Below are 23,101 nucleotides of genomic sequence, written 5' to 3' on the forward strand. Positions count from 1 at the left end.
CTTTCTTAAATATCGATTTCATATTATTGTTTTTTATTACTGAATTAATAGTACTATAAGTTTTTTAAAAACCGTTTATGCAACCGGTTAATTCTACCAACTCCTTTTCATCAAGATTGCTTTCCCTCGATTTTATGCGGGGCTTTATAATGGTATTGCTGGCGCTTGAAAGCACAGGTTTATATGAACATCTTTTTGACGCATCTTCTGAAGAAAGTATTTTTCGCGGCTTTATGCAGCAGTTCTTTCATCACCCGTGGAATGGCCTGCATTTCTGGGACCTCATTCAGCCGGGTTTTATGTTTATGGCTGGTGTTTCCATGGCTTATTCATTAAGGAAACAAAAACAACAGGGTTATACATGGAACAGGTCGTTCAAAAAAACACTTAGGCGAAGTGCATGGCTGTTCTTTTGGGGTGTGCTGGATTATGCGGTTAGAAAGTCTGGATTATCGTTTGAACTCTGGGATGTATTAACGCAGCTTTCTTTTACAACATTGGTTACATTTTTAATATTTGAATGGCGTGTAACCACACAAATATTGTTTTGTGTTTTTCTTTTATTGCTTACGGAAACGTTATATCGCTTTACCAATGTTCCCAACTTTAACCAGCCATTTACCGACCAACATAATTTTGGAAATTATATAGACCTGTTGCTGATGAACAAAATAAACGGCGGCGGCTGGGTGGCTATTAATTGTATTCCAACATCGGTGCATACAATTGCCGGCGCCTTAGCAGGTAAGCTGTTTTTAAGCGGTTCAAAAAATAAATTGAAGCCGCTTGTGTTATGGGCATTTATATGTTTGATTATTGGTTATGGCCTGGATATTGTGCACATAACGCCCATCATTAAACGCATTGCCACATCATCGTTTACGCTGGCATCCCTTGGCTGGTGCTTGCTTGGCCTTGCATTTTGTTACTGGTGGATTGACGTGCTTGATCATAAAAAATATCTCAGGTTTTTTGTGATAGTTGGCATGAACTCTTTATTTATTTACCTGTTTTTTGAAATAGTTGGCCATCGCTGGTTTAATGATTATATAACAGCTATAAGCGGCGGGCTAATGGAAATTATAAAAGTGCCGGACTTGCCCGCCTCCATCATTTCATCGCTTTGTATTTTTGCGCTGGAATGGGGTTTATGTTATTTTTTATATAAAAAGAAAATATTTTTTAAGTTGTAAATATGATAGCAGGTTTTTTGAGTGTAAAAAAAACGGTTACCGGTCAATCAATATCAGTCAGCAGTCAATGGTTAATAGTTTATTTAAAGGTGTTTATAAAATCCGCTTCATTATGATTCATTATTCATCATTCACAACTTACTATTCACCATTCACTATTCAATCTTCATTTTATCTTTACCCGCATAACACATTGGCTTGGTTAAAAATATCGTGAAAATATTGTTGGGTTTAGGCATTGCAGTAGTTGCATGGATGTATATCTGGCCAAACCTGTTATTGCTGATTATAGTTTATGTGCTGATAGCATTTTTATTGTTATGGCCAAAAACATTTCTTCGTTTTATAACTGGCCTTTTTGCTCTCTTGTTATTGATGTGGCTGCTGATTCAGTTATCGCCTGTTCAAAATTATATTGCCGGTAAAGTTGCTGCCAAACTATCTGCCGATTTAAAAACAACGGTGAAGATAGGAGAGGTGAATTTTTCTTTGTTCGATAAAATGAACCTCAACAATACGTTTATTCTCGATCAGCATAAAGACACGCTGTTAAAAGCCGGCGCTTTAAAACTGCGTATTACAGACTGGTTTTTTATTAAGAAGAATATTGAACTGAAATATATCGGCATTGAAGATGCAGTTATTAACCAGCAGAGAAACGATTCTACCTGGAATTACCAGTTTCTCATCGATCATTTTTCTTCGCCTGATAAAGCACAAAAGCAAAGCAAGAACATCGTACTTAAAATACAAAAGCTTGATTTAAAAAATGTGGTGTATGTAAAGAATGATTTGTGGCGCGGACAAAAAACAATTTTAAAAACAGGCAGCCTGTTGATTGATGCCGATAACATAGATATTTCCAAAAACCTTATTCTTATCAATTCAATTGATATGGATAAAACATCTTACAACATTGAAAATTTCGACGGCATTGATAAAACACCAAGGAAAGTAACGGTAAGGGATTCGGGGCGCATGTATTTTAATCCGGGCAATTTGCGTGTACGTGTATCAACTTTAAATATTACAGATTGTTTTTTTGGCACAGGATGGCGTAACGAAATAACGCATGAAGGTTTTTTTAACGGAAGAAAGCTGATGGTAAGTAAGATTAACGGAACCATTAAAAACCTTAATTTTCTTAAAGACACCATTACGGCCAGCATTGACATAAATGCTGCTGAAAGAAGCGGCTTGCGCGTAAGAAAACTACAGGCGCAATACAAATTAACGCCGCAGAAAATGGAGTTTTCAAAACTGCTTTTAAAAACAAACAGAAGCACCATTACAAATTATTTTGTAATGAAGTATAAAGATTTTAATAAAGACATGGCCGACTATACAAACAAAGTTGTTATGGCGGCCAATATAAAAAGCAGCCAGGTTTACTCAGACGATATTGCTTTCTTTGCACCGGCGCTTTCCAAATGGAACCAGTTGTTTACACTGGGCGGCACGTTTAATGGTACCGTAAATGATTTTACTGTAAAAAATCTTTTCGCAAAGAATGGTAATAACACCTATGTATCGGGCGACCTTGCCATACAAAACACTACAAGCCCCGGTAAGATAAACATTACATTAAATGGCGCTAATGCGCAAACCAACAGCAAAGACATTGCTTTTATTTTGCCTGATATTGCCACTATCAAATCGCCTGACCTCGCTGCACTCGGCAACGTAAGGTTTGTTGGCAATTTTGCAGGTACCTTAAACGAGTTTAAAGCAAAGGGCACGCTTGCCAGCGCTTTAGGCGGCATTTATACAGACCTGTCTTTGTCTTTTCCCCAAAAGGCAGAACCATATTATAAAGGCGCTATTGAAACGAGGCAATTTAACCTGGGCAAGTTTTTGTCTGTGGCTGATCTTGGTAATGTTACTTTCAAGGGCAATATTTCAGGCAGAAGTTTTAACCTGTCTAAAATATCAACACAGCTTAATGGTGATTTCAGCATGCTTACTTTTAAAGAGTATGCGTATCAAAACCTGAGTTTTAATGGTGAAATAAAACAACGCAATTTCCAGGGAGAGTTTATTGCTGCTGATACCAACTTCAACTTCACCAGTAATATAGCAATTGACCTGAACGGGGAAGCGCCTTCATTTAATATTTTGGGCGACCTTGTAAATGCCAATCTGCACGCTTTGAATTTTACTAAAGACAGCATTGTGGTTACAGGGTTGTTTGATATGAACTTCCAGGGCCATAATATTGATGACTTTCTTGGATTCGCTAAAATACTCAATGCATCGGTTAAGCATAACGATCAGCAGTTATACCTTGATTCAATAACTTTATCTACTGCGCTTGATTCAAATAATGTAAAAGTGCTGAAGCTCGAAAGCCGCGAACTGGTAGCTTCAGTGGAAGGGCAATATAAAATATTGCAATTGCCGCAAAACTTCCAGGCTATCCTTAACCGCTATTATCCTTCCCTCATCAGCCCTCCAAAAACGGAATTGAGCAACCAGAATTTTAATGTTTCAGTGCACACCGGCGATTTTGAAAGCTATGCCAAAATACTCGATTCTAATTTTTCAGGTTTTAATGATGCACTGTTAACCGGCAGCATCACCACCGTCAATGGCAAGCATTTTAATTTTGATATAAACGTTCCGGTTGCCGGGTATAAAAACCTGTTGCTGGAAGATGCGAAGTTTACGGGTGATGGCGATGAAGACAGTTTATTGCTTACAGGTAATATTGGAAGGTTCTATGTGAGCGACAGTATGTATTTTCCAAATACGAAAATGTCGATCAGTTCTGCCAACGATTTATCACACGTGCTTATAACCACGAGCGCCAATACAACGCTAAATGATGCGCAGTTAGATGCAGATGTGCGCACTTTGCCTGAAGGTGTAAGCATTACATTCCATCCTTCAAGTTTTGTATTGAATAATAAAAAATGGAATCTTCAAAACCAGGGCGAAGTAGTAATTAAAAGGGATTTCTCTTCTGCGAAGAATATGAAATTCACACAGGGTTTCCAGGAAATTTCCATTGAATCTGTGCCCGATGAAACAGGCACTTCCAATGCACTTGCAGTGAAACTGAAAGATGTTGATATTGGCGATATCATGCCGTTGTTTGTTACAAATCCATTAATAGAAGGCATTGCAAACGGCAATATTTTTTTCAGGGATATTTACACCAAACTTATTGCCGACGGCCAAATACACTTAACACAATTCAGGCTGAACAATGATTCAATAGGGCTTGTTGATCTTTCAACAAAGTATAATGCTGATATTGGGAAAATTATATTCAGCATAAAATCAAACAATGAAAATTTTGTATTGAACAGCGATGGTTTTTACAACCTGAAAGACTCAACCAATAAACCGCTTGCCACTACCATGCATCTCGATCATGCAAAGATTGGGATACTTAACAGTTTCCTCGGAACCATATTCGATGATATTACCGGGCTTGCAACAGGCACTATACATCTTAACGGCAGTTTTAAAGACCTGCATTTAACAGGTAATGCACATCTTGACAGTGGTGCGCTTACGGTAAAATATACGCAGGTGCGTTATTTTATTCCTTCCGCAGATTTTGTGTTTTATGATGACAGGCTTGACTTTGGAAGCTTCATTATTAAAGACAAATTTGGAAACACCGGTAAAGTAACTGGTGTATTGAATGAAACGGCTTTTAAAAATAACCGCTATGCATTTAATATGTCAACAGATAACCTGTTGCTGCTTGATACAAAGGCAAAAGATAATGCCTTGTTTTATGGCAATGTTATAGGTAAAGCAAATTTAATATTGAGTGGCCCGCAGGAAAATATGCAGATGTCAATCTCCGGCGAACCCACTGAAGCCTCACATGTATTTATCCAAACCAATACGAGTAAGAAAAGCGCCGATGCTGATTTCATCATCTTTAAACAATATGGAGAGCAGCCAAAAACCGATACAACGGCAATAACCAATCTTAATATAAATCTTGATCTTACTGCCAACAATAAAGTAACCATGTCTGTGATACTGGATGAGTTAACCGGCGATATTATTGAGGCTACCGGCAATGGCAGAATGCTTATTAAAGTGCCTGCAACAGGCGATGTGTCAATGAATGGGCGTTATAATATTGAGCAGGGAAATTATAACTTCAATTTTCAGTCTCTGGTAAAAAAGCCATTTGAATTATTGCCCGATCAAAACAGCCATATAGAATGGAACGGCGACCCTTACAACGCTACAATAAATATTACAGCAAGATATGCGGCAAAGAATGTATCCGTAAGCGATCTCGTAAATAACTCAGGTTTCCTGCTTGATCAAAGCATATCGGGTTACAGGGGAGATGTATATGTGATCGCCGAGCTGGTTGGAAGGCTTACGCAGCCGCAAATTAAATTCAGGCTTGATTTTCCCGAAGGCAGCGCCATACGTTCCAATGATAATTTCAACAGGCTGCTTGCCAAAATGGAAAGCGATGAAAACGAAATGCTGAAACAGGTTACCTGGCTTATTGTGTTTGATTCTTTCTCGCCTTATGGAGAAATTTCAGGCAGCCAAACCTTTGTGCAGTCAACAGCCTATAATACGATTTCGCAGAAGGTTGCCAGCGTATTAAACAGCAAAATCTCCGACTTGTTATATAACCTTACCGGCGACCGTACTTTGCATTTTGATGTAGGCGCTAAAACTTACAGCAGCTATAGTATCAATGGCGCTTCTTCATCGGGCAATACATTAGACAGAACTGCGGTTGAATTAAAACTGAATAAAAGCCTTTTAAATAACAAGCTTATAATAACATTTGGCGGCGATCTCGATTTTAATGTAAGCGGCGCAGCAGCGGCTACTGCAACCAATAATAATTTACAATGGCTGCCGGATATTTCAGTTCAGATTATTCTTTCCAGGGATAGAAAACTGCGGGCCATTATTTTTAACCACAGCAGCCTTGGCGCTACCAATACAGGTACAATCGGCCGCGTTACAAGACAGGGTATCAGCATTTCCTATACAAGGGATTTTGATAAACTTTTTGGTAAAAACTATAACGACAGTTTCTTTATAGCACCATCAACCGCAGATACAGCACTGCGCAGGCAAAAACGCCAGAAATGAACGGTGCAACCTGGCGTAAGACGTTAAAATCATAATACTTACATTTGCCGCATGGACAACTTTGCCGCAAATACCCTACCGGAAGACATGCTTTCGTATGAAGGCTTTCGCAATGCTGTGCTCGAAGATTACCGCATTGTTATTGAAAGCCGCGAAACAAGTTTGTTTGGCCGTAAAGAAGTATTAACCGGTAAAGCCAAGTTTGGCATTTTTGGGGATGGAAAAGAAGTGGCGCAGGTGGCGCTGTCTAAATTTTTTCAGCCCGGTGATTTTCGTTCAGGATATTACCGCGATCAAACCTGGATGTTTGCTTCAGGCATTGGCACCATTCAGCAATTCTTTGCACAGATGTATGCTGATCCAAACAAAGAACACGATCCCTTTAGCGCCGGCAGGCAAATGGTGAGCCATTATGCAACAGCCAATACAGATGAAAATGGTGAATGGATAAACCTTGCAGCACAAAAAAATGTGGCGGCAGATATGGCGCCAACAGCCGCGCAAATGCCGCGTAGTGTGGGCCTTGCACTTGCCTCTAAATTATTCCGCAACAGTAAAACATTAAAACCGTTCACAAACCTTTCCAATAATGGTAATGAAATTTGTTTTTGCACCATAGGCGATGCTTCCACCTCGGAAGGGCATTTTTGGGAAGCCGTAAATGCAGCCGGCGTTATGCAAATACCATTGGCCATATTTGTTTGGGATGATGGATATGGCATTTCTGTTTCAAAAGAAAATCAAACTACCAAGGGCTCCATTTCAGCAGCATTGAAAGGCCTGCAGAAAAGGCCGGATACAAACGGTATTGATATTTATACTGTAAAAGGCTGGGACTATGCGGGCTTGTGCGAAATATTTGAAAATGGCATTAATAAAATAAGAGAAACACATATACCTGCAGTTTTTCATGTGGAAGAATTAACGCAGCCCCAGGGCCATTCTACATCAGGCAGCCATGAGAGGTATAAAACACCTGAGCGTTTGCAATGGGAGAGGGATTGGGATTGTGTAAAGAAAATGCGCGAATGGATTATTGAAAACAATATTGCAACAAGCGAAGAATTGTTTGAGATTGAAATTGAAGCAAAAAAGAAAGTGTTGCAAAGCCGTAACAATGCATGGAAAGAATATATTCAGCCAATAAAAGAACAGGCGGCAAAGGCAATTGAATTAATCCAGGCAGTTACGGTAAACGATATAGACAGGCATGGAGAGTTGCAGGCGTTAATAAAACAGCTGCAGCAAAATACAGAGCCTTTGCGTAAAGATGTGATGAAAGCTGTTGCAGCCGCTGTACTTATTACAAAAAATTATCCAGGCCACAGCAATTTGCTTGATTACTATAACGAGCTAAAAGATTTAAACAAATCTCTTTATAATCGTTACTTGTATAATGAAGGCGTAAAAAGCGCTGTAAAAGTAAAAGAAGTTAAACCTGAATATGGCAATAAACCAACCATTGCAAATGGCTATGAAGTATTGAATAAATATTTCGACCAGTTGTTAAGCCATGATCCGCGTGTGGTTGCATTTGGCGAAGATGTTGGATTAATTGGTGATGTAAACCAGGCATTTGCAGGATTGCAGTTAAAGTATGGTGATGACAGGGTTTTTGATACAGGCATCAGGGAGCTAACTATAATTGGGCAGGGCATAGGGCTTGCCTTAAGGGGCTTGCGGCCAATAGCAGAAATACAGTATCTCGATTATTTGGTGTATGGATTGGAACCGCTTACAGATGATGTGGCCTCGCTGCACTACAGAACGAATGGTTTAATGAGCTGCCCGCTTATCGTGCGCACACGCGGGCACAGGCTGGAAGGCATCTGGCACAGCGGTTCGCCAATGGGCATGATCATTAATTCCCTTCGCGGAATGTATGTTTGTGTGCCGCGCAATATGACGCAGGCGGCAGGCATGTATAACACTTTATTGCAAAGCAACGATCCGGCAATTGTAGTGGAAAGCTTAAATGGTTATCGCTTAAAAGAAAAACTTCCTGTAAACCTGCTTGATTTCAGGGTGCCAATGGGCGTTCCTGAAATATTAAAAGAAGGAGATGATGTAACTATTGTTTCTTATGGTTCCGTGCTGCGCATTATTATGGATGCAGCCGCAAAACTTGAAAAAGAAAATATAAGCTGCGAGGTGATTGATGTGCAAACTTTACTGCCTTTTGATACAGAACATTTAATTGTTGAATCCCTTAAAAAAACAAACCGTATTATTTTTATTGACGAAGACGTGCCCGGCGGCGCTGCTGCTTTTATGTTTAATAAAATAATGGAAGAGCAGCAAGGTTACCGCTATCTGGATGCTGCTCCCAAAACCTTAACAGGAAAGGAACACAGGCCTTCCTATGGCAGTGACGGCGATTATTTCAGTAAACCAAATGCAGAAGAGATTTATGAAGCTGTTATTGCTTTAATGGCAGAATAAACTATCTGCTGTAAATATTTTTTATAAAAATATTCCAGCACTTGCAGGTGCTAAATTTTGGCCGCAAATCTTATTTTTTTAATCTGAAAATTTATTTTAATTCCCTTACATTCACAGTACTAAAAAAATAATGCTATGATCAAATTAATGGTAATTGGCAATCTTGGCAAAGACTGCATAGTAAACACGGTAAATGGAAAAAACGTTATAAATTTCAATGTTGCACATACAGAAAAATTTAAGGATAGCACCGGGGCACAAAGGGAAAAAACAACCTGGGTTGAATGCGCTTACTGGACTGACCGTACAGGTATTGCACCTTACTTAAAAAAAGGAACGCAGGTGTATGCAGAAGGAACGCCTGAAGTGCGTACCTATCAAACAAATGATGGAAAAAGCGGCGCTTCGCTAAGCCTGCGTGTACAAAGCGTTCAACTGCTTGGTTCACGTGCTGATGGATTAAATGCGGGAGGCCAGCCGCAGGAAAGATCCTATCAAACATCAAACGGCAGCAGTTATGCAAATAATACAGCGCAGGGCAGTAATGATGATATGAGCAATGCCGGTGATGACCTTCCATTTTAATAAAAGAAACGAATAAAAAAAGAGGCGGGATTATCCGCCTCTTTTTATTTGTATAACTTATTTAATTGAGTGGCCTAATCCTTAGTCTCCTTCCCGATTCCATGATAAATAAAGCCGAGCCTTTTCATTTCTTCGTTGTTATAAATATTACGGCCGTCAAACATAACCCTGCCTTTCATTTTCTTTATAATTGAATCCCAATCCGGCAGGCGGAATTCGGGCCATTCCGTTACCAGGATAATCGCATCTGCATTTTCAGCTGCGGCTGTTTCGTCTTTCTTTAAAGAAGCTTTGCCATGTAACAAATGCTCTGCTTCATTCATGGCAACCGGATCATAGGCCTGCACTTTAGCACCTGCTTCGTGCAAAGCATCTATTAAAACAAGCGAAGGCGCTTCACGCATATCGTCTGTTTGAGGTTTGAATGAAAGCCCCCAAATACAAAATGTTTTACCGGCAATATCTCCATTGTAATGCTTTTTAATTTTTTCAAACATTACTTTCTTCTGATCATCATTTACATCTTCCACCGATTGAAGGATGCGCATGTTATATTCATATTCACGGGCTGTGCGTATTAGTGCTTTTACATCTTTTGGAAAACAGGAACCGCCATAACCGATACCGGGATAAATAAAGCGGTTGCCAATGCGCGGGTCTGAACCAATGCCATTGCGCACTTCATTTACGTTTGCACCAACACGTTCGCACAGGTTGGCAATCTCATTCATAAAAGAAATTTTCGTTGCCAGCATTGCATTAGCGGCATATTTCGTCATTTCTGCTGATGGAATATCCATGAATAAAACAGGATGGCCATTTAATACGAAAGGTTCATATAACTGGCGAAGCAATGATTTTGCCTTTTCATTTTCAACGCCAATAACAATGCGGTCTGGCTTTAAAAAGTCATCAACAGCAGCGCCTTCTTTTAAAAACTCCGGGTTGGATGCCACATCAAATTCAAGCGCAGCATTACGTTTTTCAAGAGCGGCTTTTATGGTTTTCTTTACTTTGGATGCCGTGCCAACAGGTACAGTGCTTTTTGTTACAACAATTAAATAACCATCCATATAAGTACCCACCTGGTCTGCAACCTGCAATACATATTTAAGATCAGCACTGCCATCTTCACCCGGCGGCGTACCTACTGCAATAAATGCAATTTGTGCGCCTTTAATAGCTTCTTCAATATTCGTACTGAAGCGCAGCCTGCCTTTTTTATAATTTCTTTCTACAATCACATCAAGGCCGGGTTCATAAATAGGCAGGATGCCTTTTTGAAGATTGGCAATTTTTTCTTTGTTCACATCTATGCAAATAACTTCGGTACCCACTTCTGCAAGGCATGCGCCGGTTACAAGTCCAACATATCCTGTGCCTACTACAACTATTTTCATATTAACAGTGTTTAAAATTTTGGTTCTTAAATAACGTTTTATTTTTAATAATAACGATTAATAGCATACGTTGGGGTAAAGATCCGGTAATTACGAGGCTTCATAGATTTAATTGCAAGTAAGCGAGTAAATCTTTATTAAAATTTAAATAAGATAAGCCAAAAATATTTCCTCAGCTCTTCAAAATGAGGTGCAAAGAAATTTAATTTTTATTAAAAACTCAAACCCTGCCATGCTTTTTCTTAAAAACGATAATGAGTAATGAATGCATTTATGCCGAATGATACAGCGCATTATACTTATCAGCGCAGCTTTGCATACTATATTCTTTATTATATAATTGCTTTTCGTTGCTTTTTAAAGTTTCAATAATTGTTTCATTTGAATGAAGATAATTCTTCAATGCCTGCAGAAATGATGCTTCGCTCACATCATCACTCAAAAAACCAATATCTTTTGTTACAATATTAATAATGCCACCTACCGGTGTACAGACAGGTATAACACCTGCAGATAATGCTTCTAACAAGCTTATCGGCAGGCCTTCAAAAATTGAAGTAAGTACAAATGCATCGGCATTCAGATAGTAATCACTTACGTTAGCAACTTTACCTAAAAAGTAAACATTGGAAGGTTTATTGGTGATAAGCTCATCATAAATGGTTTTATCATCGGCAACATAATCACCTAAAATAACAGCAATAACATTTTCGCCGGTAAGGTTGCGCATTACATCAAGCAAAAGTTTCTGATTCTTTTGCTTTGTTATTCTCGCCACATTCAGTAAAACCTTTGTGCGGCTGTCTTTTTTTAAACTGTTTATTTTTTCGGTTGTTTTCTGTAATGCTGCGGTAGGCTTTACTTCATCCGAGCCGTTTGGAATAAGTGTTTTAATATATGTACCATATTCTTCAAGTGCACTTTTATGTACCTCTTCAGATATGGTTACCGCTTCAATAATATTTTTCTTGAAAAAATACTTAAACATTTTACGGCCATGCGGTGGAGCGTCCTGCTTTGCCAGGTTATGTAACGTGTGAATTTTCTTATATGGATATTTTAAACGCAGGTAAGTATAAAAGCAATAATAGCCTGCATGCAAATGGGTATGCACCACATCGGGCCTGATGTTTTTGAGCGTTTTATAAATCTTTAAAAACATGGAAGGATCAATACCTGATTTTTTGCCGAGTGTGATGAACTTTACTTTCTCATCGAGCATGGAAAGCGGGAGGTGCTTTTGGGGATCGTGATGATACATGGAAATTAATGTAACTTCATAACCCTCTTTTTTTGCAAACTCGTTACACAACTGAATGCAAAAAACCTGCGCTCCGCCCCAGCCTAATGCAGGCACCATTTGAACTATTTTATACATAAGCAGCCTGGTTATTCTTTAGGTATTGTGTTATGCGCAAACCATTTTGAAAAAAAGTTGGTATTAAGTAATTCGTCAAGTTTTGTAGTGTCGTGCAAATAAAATTCAGTTAGTCTTTCCCTTATTTTTTTAAGTGTTTCTTCTTCAACAAAAACGTCAGCAGGTTGCCTGGCTGTTTTTGATGTATTCATCTCAAACATTTTGTTCTTCAGCAATTTTCTTTTATTAACCGGCAGCCATGGATCAATCAGCTTGTCAACAATCCATTTACGAAAGCCGCTTTTCTTTATAAGCCTTTGTTGTAAATATTTACTTTTTAACTCACCGGTAATATTTTTTGCAGTGAGATCGGGCTTAAAGGTCTCATCAATATTTAAAAAATGAAAAACTTCCTGTAAAAGATTTTCCGGATTATTTTTCAACTCATCATAATCCAGCACCAATAATTGTTCTTTTGAAAAATATTGAAGGCAATTTTTTACCTGTTCATAATAAAACCCATGTTCTATATAAGTAAAATCGTTGTTGTCCCTTGTTATTTCAAAATCTTTTTTGGGTTGATAGGCGAGTGCTGTTTCTATATCCCTTGTTTCGCGCATCATCTTCCTGAAATAAAAATAAGAAGAAACAGCCCTTGCCACGGGATTGCGTAATATGAGTAAAAGTTTTGCAGCAGGTTGCTTTGCGGCAATCTGCTGCAAAAGTGATGGATAGAAAATATAGTTTACCGCAGCGTGAAAAACAACAGGCTCGTTTTGATATGCAGGTGTTTCGAGCAATAAACGTTTATTAAGTCTATCAGGCTCCGGGAATTTTACAAAAAGCGGTATGTCTTTTAAAGAATTATAGCAATACACCTGTGGATGTTGGCTGATCCAGTCATTTAAAGTTGTAGTGCCGGCCTTTTGTACACCTATCAAAAAAGCGTTAGGAAATGGCGCCTGTTTTTCACTCATGCAACAGTTGTTTGTTACTGATTAATTGCGTTCAACCACAAACCAGGGGTTCAGGAGGTTTTCTTTGTTATACTCCAGTTCTTTGCCGGTTTCATAATTGTAAACATTGCAACCTGCAAACTTGGCAACTGCATGGCCCGCAGCAGTATCCCATTCCATAGTTGGTGCAAGGCGCGGATACACATTAGCTTTGCCTTCTGCCACTAAACACAGTTTAATGGAACTGCCTGAACTGATACTTTCAACTTCGCCATGTTGTTTTCTTCTTTCTTCAATAAAACTTTCTGTTTCGGGCGTATTATGACTGCGGCTGGCTACTACTGTATAAACTGCCGGAGCCTGGGCATCCGGAAGTTTTGAAGCGTTATTTATATAATCTTCTATAGATGCAGAAGAATTGGGATCGTAAGTAAATGCAAAACTGCCGGCTTCTGCAGAGCCATAATAGGTTTTGCCTGTAACCGGCACATGCACAACGCCTGCAACCGGGTAACCGTTTTCAACAAGCGCTATATTTACAGTGAACTCTCCATTGCGTTTAATAAATTCTTTTGTGCCGTCAAGCGGATCTATCAGCCAGAATTTTTTCCAGTTTTTTCTTTCTTCATAGGAGAGGAGCTTACCTTCTTCACTTAACAAATCAATATTAAGCGGGGCCAAAGCGTCTTTAATTGCATGGTGGCTTCTTTTATCAGCTTCGGTTAGCGGTGAGTTGTCGGTCTTGGTTTCTACTTCAAACTCGTTTTCATAAACTTCAAGGATTTTTTTGCCGGCATTAATTGCGGCTTCAATAGAGACTTTCAGTAAATCATTCATATTGGATGAGGAATTTTTTGTTATGGGCGAAAGATAATGCAGGAATGTTTAATAAACAATTGAGGCGGCCCGGGCCGCCTCTGAAATAATTAAAAATCAATTACCTTTTTTATTTTACCGGCTAATAAAGTAGTGCAAAAGCCAAGTATTGCAACCACGGCAAACGACCATCTTAAATTTGATGCCTGTGCAATAAAACCAATTACCGGCGGGCCTATTAAAAAGCCAAGGAAACTAATGGTGGAAACGGCTGCGAGTGCAAACTGGGGCGATATACCTTTTAGTTTTCCAGCCACTGCATATACAAGCGGCACCACGCAGGAAACACCGAAGCCTACCAGCAAACAGCCAGTTATAGCTATTTGCAAAGCCGGAAATAAAATAACCAAAGCAAAGCCGGAAGCGATAAAAGCACCGCTTAACTGCAGTATTTTTTCAACGCCGAACTTTGTAATAAGCTTGTCGCCAATAAACCTGCCCGTTGCCATAGTAGCCATAAATGCAACATAGCCGAGCGTTATATATTTTACAGGTGAATGAATAACCTCATGAAAATAAATACCGCTCCAGTCGGCCATACAGCCTTCGCAAATCATACAGCAGAAACCAATAAAACCTAACAGCAATATGCGTTTATCGGGTTTTACAAAAAGCGCCTGCTTTTCTTCTGTTGTTGTATTATGCTGCGGCAAAGTGTATTTGTAAAAAAATGAAACCAGCAGCGAGACTAAAATGGCAATGATTGAAAAATGTATAAGCGGGGATATTTTTCCTGATACGAAAAAGTTACCCAAAGCAGCGCCTGTAAACCCGGCAAGGCTCCAGAGGCCATGAAATGAAGCCATGATTGACCTTCCATATAGGGACTCTATTGCCACGGCCTGTGTGTTCATCGAAATATTAAAAAGGTTTCCCCAGAAACCAAAAAAGAATAGTATGCCAACCAGTTGCCAGGTTGATGCTGCCAGCGAAAGCATGACCAAAGTGAGGGGAAAGAATATTGATACAGAAATCAATAATTGCCTGCTGCCAAATTTTGAAATAAGCCAGCCTGATAATGGAAGGCCAACAATTTGGCCGGCCGGAACAGCAAAAAGAACGCCTCCCAAAGCCGCTTCGCTTAATTGAAGGCTCATTTTTACATCCGGTATCCGGCTTGCCCAGCTTGCGCTCACAAGCCCGGCTATAAAAAAGAATACGCTTATTGCTATTCTGTGTACCCGGCTGTTTGCCGAAAGTGTAATATTCATGGAAAAGTCTTTATATAGATGTTCAGCTTGCTTTTGCCAGCGGGTAAGTTTTAGCCACTGTAAAAGTATTTTTATTGGCTATTTTTTTTTCATCTGTGCTGACTTTGTATTCATTATCAATCAATTTTGAATTAATGACAAAATCAGCGGTTGTTCTGTTTGTTGCAATGATGATGTTGTTTTTAATTGCCGTTTCCAGAATGCCATATAAACTCCTGTTATGCATGATTTCCTCAGCGTCATTAAACATTATTAAAGCGTCAATTTTATTTTCTTCTATAAGATTACGCAAAGCAGAATACTCGCCCGGCTTTCCTGATTCTGAAACATTTACTTTTTTATTTAGCGTGCCTTCGAGAATATTTGCCGTATTTCCTGATGCTAATATTTCATGTTTTGCAAGTGCATCTTTATTAAAATAAGACCATTCAATAAGATCTGTTTTATTATCGGGTGATGCAATAATTGCGATATGTTTTATCTTGTTCATAATTGTTCTTGTTTTTATTTGTCCCTATAAAAAGAAAGCATCAATCTCAAGGAAACTGATGCAATCAATCGTACGGTGTATTTTGTACACATTAATACCGGAAATGGAAAAAAGTAACCTGTTAAATAAGTTTAGTAATTGAAAGTTAATAGGTTACATTAAGATTCCTGCAATAGTGGCCGACAAGTAAGATGCCAAAGTGCCGCAGAACAATGCTTTTAATCCTAATTTGGCTAAATCGCTTCTTCTTTCAGGCGCCAGCGCACCTATACCGCCAATTTGCATGCCCACGCTGCTAAAATTGGCAAATCCACAAATGGCAATGCTAATAATAAGCAAGCCTTTATCTGTTAATATGGGAACCGATTTATTAGTAAGGTTTTGAAAAGCTACAAATTCATTAATGGTTAATTTCTGGCCTAAAAGTGTGGCGGCATTGTTTACATCCTGAGCCGGTACGCCCATGCTCCATGCAAAAGGATAAAATACCTTGCCGAAAATATAATTCAGCGTAAGGTCAAAATCTTTATTAAACAAATGGCCTATATGTACCAATATGTAATCCAATAAAGCGACAACGGCAATAAAGCCAATCAGCATGGCTATAACATTCATGGCAATTTTAAAGCCATCTGCTGCACCATGAGAAATGGCGTCGATCACATTTGTGTAAGTGCTGTGTACTTCCAGTTTTACACGCCCGTAAGTCTCGCTTTCTTCCGTTTCGGGAAAAACGATTTTTGAAATCACCAGTGCGCCAGGCGCCGCCATTAAACTGGCTGTTATAAGTTTAGGTGCGAGGTCAAGCCCGGCCTGTGCGCCCATATTTGCATATACCACTAATATGCCGCCGGCAATACAGGCAAGGCTGCCGCTCATGCTTGCCAGCAGTTCACTTTTTGTCATGCCTTTTAAATATGGGCGGATCATTACCTGTGCTTCCACCTGGCCCACAAAAGCGCTGGCTACATTGCTAAGGGCTTCAGCACCGCTCACCCGCATTACATAATTCATAGCCCGCGCAATAAGCGATACTATGTGCTGCATAATATTAAAATGATATAACACTGCCACGATTGCGCAAACCAATATAATAGTTGCCGTAACATTAAAGGCAAATACAAAACCGCCTTTAAGATAATCGGCGGCGCTGCCATCGGGCTGGGTTACGTTTATACCGGAATAAACAAATGATGCACCCTGCCTTGCAAATGTTTCGAGCCTGCCCATACCGTGACCGAGCCATTGGAAAAAGTTGCCAATAAAAGGAACCTTGAATACCAATATAGCGATAGTTACCTGCAAAGCGACACCACTTAATACAAGCCTGTAATTAATCTTCTTTTTATTATTTGATACGAGGTATGCTAAACCAAGAATTAGTACAATGCCAGCAAGGCCCTGTAGTCGTTGCATTAAGTTGCGGTTTAAGCGCTCAAATTAAAATAAGTTAACGAAATCTTTATCTTATTGCAAGATTATTTAAAACAAGAAAGGCCGCCTTGCGGCAGCCTTTCTTATAAAAAAAGAAATTTAATTACAGGTTTGCCTGTATTTTTTTATCCAGTATAGATTTTGGAACTGCACCAATTTGTTTGTCAACTACTTTACCTCCTTTAATAAATAATATTGCAGGAATAGAAGTTATGCCGTAGTTCATGCTTATGTTGGGGTTAAGGTCAACATTTACCTTTCCAATATTTACCTTGCCTGCATAATCTTTTGAAAGTTCTTCAATAACGGGACCGATAGCGCGGCAAGGGCCACACCATTCAGCCCAAAAATCAACTACAGTTAATTTATCGCTCTTCAGAACATCTGTTTCAAAGTTCGTATCTGTAAATTCAAGTGCCATATATTTTGTTTTTATGTTGAGCTAATAGGGAACAAAAATAAGCCCAAATATCATTTTAATAACTTAATGACTTATTAAGCCATGTGAACAACTAAAATGCCGTTAATAACTGACAGTGCGGCAGTGTTTTTATGAAAGAAGGCTTTGGCGGGCTAAAAATTCCAGCTTTCCATTTGCCACCATAAGTTTTTGTGTAAGCTCTGCATTTTCCCTGCGCAACATAAAAACTTCGTGGGCTGTTCTTACAAAAATGCGAATATCGTTTTCATTCCAGGGCTTGGTAAGATATTTGTAAACCTGCCCGCGGTTAATGGCATCAATTACGGCATTTATATCTGTATAACCGGTAATTAAAATACGAATAGGCTCGGGATGTGTTTCTAAAATTGATTCAAAAAATTCAATGCCCGTTATTACCGGCATGCGTTGATCGCTTAAAATAACGTGAATGTCGTTTTCGTCTATTATTTTGCGGGCTTCAGAAGCAGACTCAGCAATAAATATATTGAAATCGCGCCGAAATGCAGCTTTGAATGCTATAAGATTATGTGGTTCGTCATCTATGTACAATAAATTTATTTTTTTGTCATTCATGTTGCTTTGGTTTTATAAAAGGATTATTGGAATAAGGATAAAGTTACTGAATAAAAGATATTTTTTTTATTATCGCAAAATATAGCGTAATTGTAAATATTCTGAAGTTACTGCTTAAAAAATTTTTACATAAGTACCGATTAATTAATATTCGCAATTGAACTTTTAACTCTCTGATGGAAACAGAAGTAAGAATCAGGGCTTTTAGAGCCACTGATGATAAAGAAACATGTATAAAGTTTGTTTTAGGGCATCAAAAAGTATTGGAAAATCACGGCATTCAAAAAGTAACCTCTTCAACCAATGCATGGATAGACAGCCCTTCAGTTATTGTTATTGTAGTAGAATCGCTTGACAGGCAAAAATTATATGGCGGCGCCCGTATTCATATTGCTAATGGCATTGACCCCCTGCCGCTGGAAACGGCTACGGGCGATATGGACCCTAAGATTTATGATTACATAAAGCATTATTCAAAAACGGGTACTGCAGAGTTGTGCGGTTTATGGAATTCAATTGAAGTGGCAGGCCTGGGCATAGGCAGCTATTTTCCTTCAAGGGCTTCTATTGTTATTCTTAACCAGTTGGGTTTAGGTTCCCTGTTTAGTTTATGCTCGCCGGTAACATTAAGGTTTAACCAGTGGATTGGCGCCAGGGTATTTACCGAAGTGGGCAACCAGGGCACATTTTATTATCCCAAAATTGATTTGCTCGCAACCATTATCTTTTTGGAAGACCCGCTCACTTTAAACAAAGCCCATCCGCGTGAACGGGTAAAAATGTTCTGGATGCGTGAAAACCTTTCCAATGTGCACGAAGAAAAATCCCCGTTTAAAAACATAACTGTTAAGGTGCATTATGAGCTTGAAGTTAAAGGCATTAAACAGAATGAATTTAATGTTGTATAAATAAAAGAGGAGAAGAAAATATTTTATTTTTTAACGAACCTTTTTATACTTACTGAATAATTGCTTTCTTTACAGTTTACAGTAATATTTAATATCTTAAAAACCGATGTCTATAAAGCAGGTTTGCATTTGCATAGCTTTTCTTTTTATTGTTACAAAGACTTTTGCGGGAGACATTATTTTAAATAAGGGGACGGACGCTCAAAAAATAGGAGAGTCTCTTGAAATACTCAACAACAGCAATAAGAAGTATAATAGCAGTAATATAATTGACGCAAAAGAATTTTACACCAGTACCCGAAAAATGCCTGTGTTTTCATCGCTGGATGTGAATATATGGATCAGGTTTTCCATAGTTAATAAATCAGGAGGTGATGTTTATCTTAATCTCGATCATGCAAACACATCCCTTATAACGCTGTATAAAGATTCTGCCGGTACACTTGTTAAAATTTATATGGCCGGCAATGCATTAAAACAACAAAATAGAAGCGAGCTGCCAAATTATATAGCCAATTTAAGCCAGGAGCAAAATTCTGCTGTTACTTATTATGGCCATATTGAAAGCGCCCACCCTGCAGTGCTGGATATGTATGTGGGCTCTTATGGTAAAGTGATTGAACAGGCAAACAAAAAGCTAAACATAATTACTACTTATTTCGGTATTTTATTAGCTATATTTTTTTATAACCTTTTTCTCTATTTTGTAACGGTTGATAAAGGCTACATTTTTTATATACTTTATATTTTCTTTCTTGGTTTTGCCCAGTTTACATTAGCTGGTTTCTTGTTTAAGTATGTGTGGATGAATTATCCGTGGATTAATTATTACGCAGTACCTGTTTCCTCCTCTATGGCTATCATATCAGGCGTATTGTTTTCTATGAATTTTTTAAGAACAAAACTTTATACACCCTTCATTCATAAGATATTTATTATAATATTATTTGCCTTGCTTGGATCAATTATAGCAAGCTTCATGCACCTTAATTCAATCAGTTATTACATGATTGTTTTTTTCCAGGTGGTGGTAAGTATCGTGGCTATTGTTGCCGCATTTATTATCATGTTTAAAGGCTACAGGCCCGCTACGTTTTATGCTGTTTCGTGGGTATTGTTTTTAACAGGGTTGCTTATTTTCAGCCTTAGAAATTCAGATATATTACCCGCTAATTATTTTACGAATTACATTCTGTACATAGGTTCTGCCATAGAAACCGTATTGCTTTCCATTGCGCTTGCTGATAAAATAAACGTGCTAAAAAAAGAAAAAGACCAATCGCAGGCTGAAGCCCTGGAACAGTCCCGCAAAAATGAGCGCCTCGTAAACGAACAGAACATTATTCTGGAAGAAAAAGTGTCTAAAAGAACGGCAGAATTGCAAAACGCCAATCATCATTTAAATGAAGCGCTTATTAACCTTAAAGATGCACAAACGCAACTGGTAGAAGCAGAAAAAATGGCATCATTGGGCCAGCTTACAGCAGGCATTGCACATGAAATAAATAACCCTATTAACTTCGTTAAGTCGAATATAAATCCCTTAAGGCTTGACATCCAGGATTTGCTTGAAGTATTAAATGCATACGGCGAATTGCATTCGTTAAAAGATGATACTAATTTTAAATCCAATCTTGATAAAATAAAAAATCTAAAAGACGAAATTGATCTCACTTATGTACAAAGTGAGATCGAAAACCTGATAGCAGGCATTGAAGAAGGCGCAGAGCGTACGGCGGAAATTGTGCGGGGCTTGCGCACATTCAGCAGGATTGATGAAGCATCATTAAAAACTGTAAATGTTCACGATGGAATATTATCTACAATCGTGCTGCTTAAAAATACTATTCCTTACTATATAAAGGTGGTTAAGGAGTTTAATGCCGAAGGTGTGATAGAATGTTTCCCCGGAAAGTTAAACCAGGTTTTTATGAACATTATCACCAATGCAATACAGGCTATAAAGCAGAAAGCAGTAAAAGGAGATGAATTAATTACCATTAAAACGAGAGATACGAACGATGGTCAAATTGAAATCTCAATTAAAGATTCCGGGCCCGGTATGGATGAAGCAACAAAGCACAGGATTTTTGAACCATTTTTTACAACCAAAGATGTTGGTGAAGGAACAGGGCTGGGCATGGCCATTGTGTTTAAAATTATTCAAAAGCATTTTGGAAAAATAAATATTAATTCTTCGCCCGGAAACGGTGCTGAATTTATAATAACTTTACCTCATAAATATAAGGGAGATGATTAACCCTAAAAACTGTGAAAAACCATACTATGTTTGCTGAAGATAAAAAAATCAGGGTTCTGTATATTGATGATGAACTAAATAATTTGCTTGCATTCCAGGCAAGCTTTCGCCGTAGATACAAAATATTTATTGCATCTTCCTCTGCCGAAGGAATGAGCATTTTAAACGACGAAAAAGATATTCAGGTAATTATATGCGATCAGCGGATGCCGCAATCAACAGGTGTGGAATTTTTCCAGGTTATCCGCAAAGCCTTCCCGGACCCCGTTCGTATTTTGCTAACCGGTTATACAGATGCTGAAGCTATTATCAATGCCATTAATGAAGGTGAGATATTCCGCTACATAAAAAAGCCCTGGGATGAATTTGAATTGCAAAATGCGGTTCAAAATGCTTTCGAATTATACACAACAAGGTTGCAGTTAAAAAGAAAGGTAAGTGAACTTCAAAAAACAAACGATGAATTAAACCGTTTTGTTTACAGCACATCGCACGATTTGCGTTCACCTCTTGCTTCTGCCATGGGCATTATAAACCTTGCCCGCATGGAAAATTCTGTTGATGATCCCAATAATTATTTGGGAATGATAGAAACATGCGTCAATAAAATGGATGCCTTTATCCAGAAAATAATAGAGTATTATAAAAGCATCAGGGTAGAAGATGAATATGCGGAAATAGATTTTGAGAGCATGCTTTCAGAAACGATTGCCATATGCCGCATGCAAAAGCCATCTGTAGAATTCGTACTGAATGTTGACCAGCAAGTGGTGTTTTTTAATGATCCCTTCCGTGTATCCATTATTATGGATAACCTTCTTTCCAATGCGGTTAAATATTCAAAACCAAGCACCGAAGCCCCCAAAGTTGAGGTTAACATTAAAGTTGATGAATATAAAGCCCAGATAGAAATAGCAGATAACGGTATAGGGATAGTAGAAGAACATTTAAATAATATATTCAAAATGTTTTTCCGCAGTACCACGCATGTAAACGGGCTTGGCATTGGGTTGTATATTGTAAAGGAAGCACTTTCAAGAATTGGTGGTGATATTTCTGTAGCATCAGCTTATAGTGTAGGCACAACATTCCATATTATGATTCCAAACTTCAAAAAGAAGAAGGAAGACCAGGAATCGAATTAGCTTTTTATTCTGAAAATTTAATTTTTATTTCGCTGAATTATTATTGAAATGAAATCAGCATTACTTTATATTCTGCTTGCCGCAGTTGGATTGGTTACAACCAGCTTTGTTTCACCAGGTATTTTTAGCGGTGAAATAAAATATTCTTCAGTAAAAGAAGTGGCAGTTAAAAAAGATGGCGGCATAACATTTATAGAACAGGATTGGGATAAAGCTTTAAAAACTGCACAATCTCAAAATAAACTTGTGTTTCTTGATATTTATGCCACATGGTGCGGACCTTGCAAAATGCTGAAACAATACACTTTTACAGACGCCAAAGTGGGTGAGTTTTTCAATAAGAATTTTATAAATGTTTCTGTTGATGGTGAAAAAGGAGTGGGGCCGGGCCTTGCAGAAAAATATGCTATTGAAGGCTACCCTACATTGATTATTGCCGATGCTTCAGGGAAACCTGTATTAATAACGGCAGGCTACCTGCCTTCTGATGTGTTGCTGAACTTTGCCAACGAAGCATTGAAAAGAAGCGGGAAGCAGCCTGTGAAATAATATATGCAGCTTGCTGGCATTATTGCTTCCTCATGCGTTTATAGTTGCTATAAAATATATGGTTGAAGGAGTTCCGGTAGTCATCGGAATAAATTGTACAATCGTGCTGCAACAACGTACCAATTGCCGGTACATAAAAAATATAACTTCCTTTATATTTACCCGTAATTTAACCGCCATGCAAAC

At 38.4% G+C, this 23,101-nt stretch carries 17 protein-coding genes; 8 read left to right on the forward strand and 9 right to left on the reverse strand.

Annotated elements, in window-relative coordinates:
- Positions 1-77 precede the first annotated feature (77 nt).
- The 4 genes from BM015_RS13710 (at position 78) to BM015_RS13725 (ending at position 9,314) form a co-directional block, all read left to right on the forward strand.
- On the forward strand, positions 78-1,193 hold the full coding sequence (locus tag BM015_RS13710) for an acyltransferase family protein (RefSeq protein ID WP_177191908.1): 1,116 nt from the start codon (positions 78-80) through the stop codon (positions 1,191-1,193).
- A gap of 213 nt (positions 1,194-1,406) precedes the next feature.
- Positions 1,407-6,287 carry a translocation/assembly module TamB domain-containing protein gene (locus BM015_RS13715; RefSeq protein WP_143075867.1) on the forward strand — a complete coding sequence of 1,627 codons (4,881 nt, stop codon included), beginning with the start codon at positions 1,407-1,409 and terminating at the stop codon, positions 6,285-6,287.
- Positions 6,288-6,338: 51 nt separating this feature from the next.
- Entirely contained in the window at positions 6,339-8,729 is a 2,391-nt protein-coding gene (locus BM015_RS13720; RefSeq protein ID WP_090659416.1) for an alpha-ketoacid dehydrogenase subunit alpha/beta, read from the forward strand.
- A 135-nt stretch (positions 8,730-8,864) separates the two neighbouring features.
- Positions 8,865-9,314 (forward strand): single-stranded DNA-binding protein, encoded by a 450-nt coding sequence (locus BM015_RS13725; RefSeq protein WP_090659419.1) that lies wholly within the window; start codon positions 8,865-8,867, stop codon positions 9,312-9,314.
- 74 nt (positions 9,315-9,388) lie between these two features.
- Here BM015_RS13725 and BM015_RS13730 read toward each other — a convergent pair whose 3' ends face one another.
- From BM015_RS13730 to BM015_RS13770, 9 genes are all read right to left on the reverse strand, one after another.
- Positions 9,389-10,714: a UDP-glucose dehydrogenase family protein gene (locus BM015_RS13730; protein ID WP_090659422.1), complete on the reverse strand. Its 1,326-nt coding sequence runs from the start codon at positions 10,712-10,714 to the stop codon at positions 9,389-9,391.
- A 271-nt stretch (positions 10,715-10,985) separates the two neighbouring features.
- The gene (locus tag BM015_RS13735; RefSeq protein ID WP_090659426.1) at positions 10,986-12,092 is read right to left on the reverse strand and encodes a glycosyltransferase family 4 protein; all 1,107 of its coding nucleotides are present in this window, start codon (positions 12,090-12,092) and stop codon (positions 10,986-10,988) included.
- 11 nt (positions 12,093-12,103) lie between these two features.
- Entirely contained in the window at positions 12,104-13,048 is a 945-nt protein-coding gene (locus BM015_RS13740; protein WP_090659429.1) for a sulfotransferase domain-containing protein, read from the reverse strand.
- Positions 13,049-13,069: 21 nt separating this feature from the next.
- Complete coding sequence (gene cysQ / locus BM015_RS13745) at positions 13,070-13,864, reverse strand: 3'(2'),5'-bisphosphate nucleotidase CysQ (protein ID WP_090659432.1); 795 nt, start codon at positions 13,862-13,864, stop codon at positions 13,070-13,072.
- An 89-nt stretch (positions 13,865-13,953) separates the two neighbouring features.
- Positions 13,954-15,114: an MFS transporter gene (locus BM015_RS13750; RefSeq protein ID WP_090659435.1), complete on the reverse strand. Its 1,161-nt coding sequence runs from the start codon at positions 15,112-15,114 to the stop codon at positions 13,954-13,956.
- Between the two features lie 22 nt (positions 15,115-15,136).
- On the reverse strand, positions 15,137-15,604 hold the full coding sequence (locus BM015_RS13755; RefSeq protein ID WP_090659438.1) for a methylglyoxal synthase: 468 nt from the start codon (positions 15,602-15,604) through the stop codon (positions 15,137-15,139).
- 153 nt (positions 15,605-15,757) lie between these two features.
- The gene (locus BM015_RS13760) at positions 15,758-17,020 is read right to left on the reverse strand and encodes a NupC/NupG family nucleoside CNT transporter (protein WP_090659441.1); all 1,263 of its coding nucleotides are present in this window, start codon (positions 17,018-17,020) and stop codon (positions 15,758-15,760) included.
- Between the two features lie 121 nt (positions 17,021-17,141).
- Entirely contained in the window at positions 17,142-17,459 is a 318-nt protein-coding gene (gene trxA, locus BM015_RS13765) for a thioredoxin (RefSeq protein WP_090659444.1), read from the reverse strand.
- Positions 17,460-17,588: 129 nt separating this feature from the next.
- Positions 17,589-18,053 carry a response regulator gene (locus BM015_RS13770; RefSeq protein ID WP_090659447.1) on the reverse strand — a complete coding sequence of 155 codons (465 nt, stop codon included), beginning with the start codon at positions 18,051-18,053 and terminating at the stop codon, positions 17,589-17,591.
- A gap of 176 nt (positions 18,054-18,229) precedes the next feature.
- Here BM015_RS13770 and BM015_RS13775 point away from each other — a divergent pair, with 176 nt between their 5' ends.
- From BM015_RS13775 to BM015_RS13790, 4 genes are all read left to right on the forward strand, one after another.
- Positions 18,230-18,961 (forward strand): hypothetical protein, encoded by a 732-nt coding sequence (locus BM015_RS13775; RefSeq protein ID WP_090659451.1) that lies wholly within the window; start codon positions 18,230-18,232, stop codon positions 18,959-18,961.
- A gap of 106 nt (positions 18,962-19,067) precedes the next feature.
- Entirely contained in the window at positions 19,068-21,221 is a 2,154-nt protein-coding gene (locus BM015_RS13780; RefSeq protein WP_090659454.1) for a sensor histidine kinase, read from the forward strand.
- Between the two features lie 26 nt (positions 21,222-21,247).
- Positions 21,248-22,366, forward strand: coding sequence for a hybrid sensor histidine kinase/response regulator (locus BM015_RS13785; RefSeq protein WP_090659459.1), 1,119 nt, complete (start codon positions 21,248-21,250; stop codon positions 22,364-22,366).
- A gap of 48 nt (positions 22,367-22,414) precedes the next feature.
- Positions 22,415-22,915 carry a thioredoxin family protein gene (locus BM015_RS13790; RefSeq protein ID WP_090659462.1) on the forward strand — a complete coding sequence of 167 codons (501 nt, stop codon included), beginning with the start codon at positions 22,415-22,417 and terminating at the stop codon, positions 22,913-22,915.
- The last annotated feature ends 186 nt before the right edge of the window (positions 22,916-23,101 follow it).

The sequence above is a fragment of the Parafilimonas terrae genome (assembly GCF_900115755.1).
GTDB classification, from domain to species: domain Bacteria; phylum Bacteroidota; class Bacteroidia; order Chitinophagales; family Chitinophagaceae; genus Parafilimonas; species Parafilimonas terrae.

What these genes read in the sequence shown, in the direction of transcription:
- BM015_RS13710 (WP_177191908.1), top strand. Translation starts at nt 78, where the DNA reads ATGCAACCGGTTAATTCTACCAACTCCTTTTCATCAAGATTGCTTTCC.
- BM015_RS13720 (WP_090659416.1), top strand. Translation starts at nt 6,339, where the DNA reads ATGGACAACTTTGCCGCAAATACCCTACCGGAAGACATGCTTTCGTAT.
- BM015_RS13725 (WP_090659419.1), top strand. Translation starts at nt 8,865, where the DNA reads ATGATCAAATTAATGGTAATTGGCAATCTTGGCAAAGACTGCATAGTA.
- BM015_RS13730 (WP_090659422.1), bottom strand. Translation starts at nt 10,714, where the DNA reads ATGAAAATAGTTGTAGTAGGCACAGGATATGTTGGACTTGTAACCGGC.
- BM015_RS13735 (WP_090659426.1), bottom strand. Translation starts at nt 12,092, where the DNA reads ATGTATAAAATAGTTCAAATGGTGCCTGCATTAGGCTGGGGCGGAGCG.
- BM015_RS13740 (WP_090659429.1), bottom strand. Translation starts at nt 13,048, where the DNA reads ATGAGTGAAAAACAGGCGCCATTTCCTAACGCTTTTTTGATAGGTGTA.
- cysQ (WP_090659432.1), bottom strand. Translation starts at nt 13,864, where the DNA reads ATGAATGATTTACTGAAAGTCTCTATTGAAGCCGCAATTAATGCCGGC.
- BM015_RS13750 (WP_090659435.1), bottom strand. Translation starts at nt 15,114, where the DNA reads ATGAATATTACACTTTCGGCAAACAGCCGGGTACACAGAATAGCAATA.
- BM015_RS13755 (WP_090659438.1), bottom strand. Translation starts at nt 15,604, where the DNA reads ATGAACAAGATAAAACATATCGCAATTATTGCATCACCCGATAATAAA.
- BM015_RS13760 (WP_090659441.1), bottom strand. Translation starts at nt 17,020, where the DNA reads ATGCAACGACTACAGGGCCTTGCTGGCATTGTACTAATTCTTGGTTTA.
- trxA (WP_090659444.1), bottom strand. Translation starts at nt 17,459, where the DNA reads ATGGCACTTGAATTTACAGATACGAACTTTGAAACAGATGTTCTGAAG.
- BM015_RS13770 (WP_090659447.1), bottom strand. Translation starts at nt 18,053, where the DNA reads ATGAATGACAAAAAAATAAATTTATTGTACATAGATGACGAACCACAT.
- BM015_RS13775 (WP_090659451.1), top strand. Translation starts at nt 18,230, where the DNA reads ATGGAAACAGAAGTAAGAATCAGGGCTTTTAGAGCCACTGATGATAAA.
- BM015_RS13780 (WP_090659454.1), top strand. Translation starts at nt 19,068, where the DNA reads ATGTCTATAAAGCAGGTTTGCATTTGCATAGCTTTTCTTTTTATTGTT.
- BM015_RS13785 (WP_090659459.1), top strand. Translation starts at nt 21,248, where the DNA reads ATGTTTGCTGAAGATAAAAAAATCAGGGTTCTGTATATTGATGATGAA.
- BM015_RS13790 (WP_090659462.1), top strand. Translation starts at nt 22,415, where the DNA reads ATGAAATCAGCATTACTTTATATTCTGCTTGCCGCAGTTGGATTGGTT.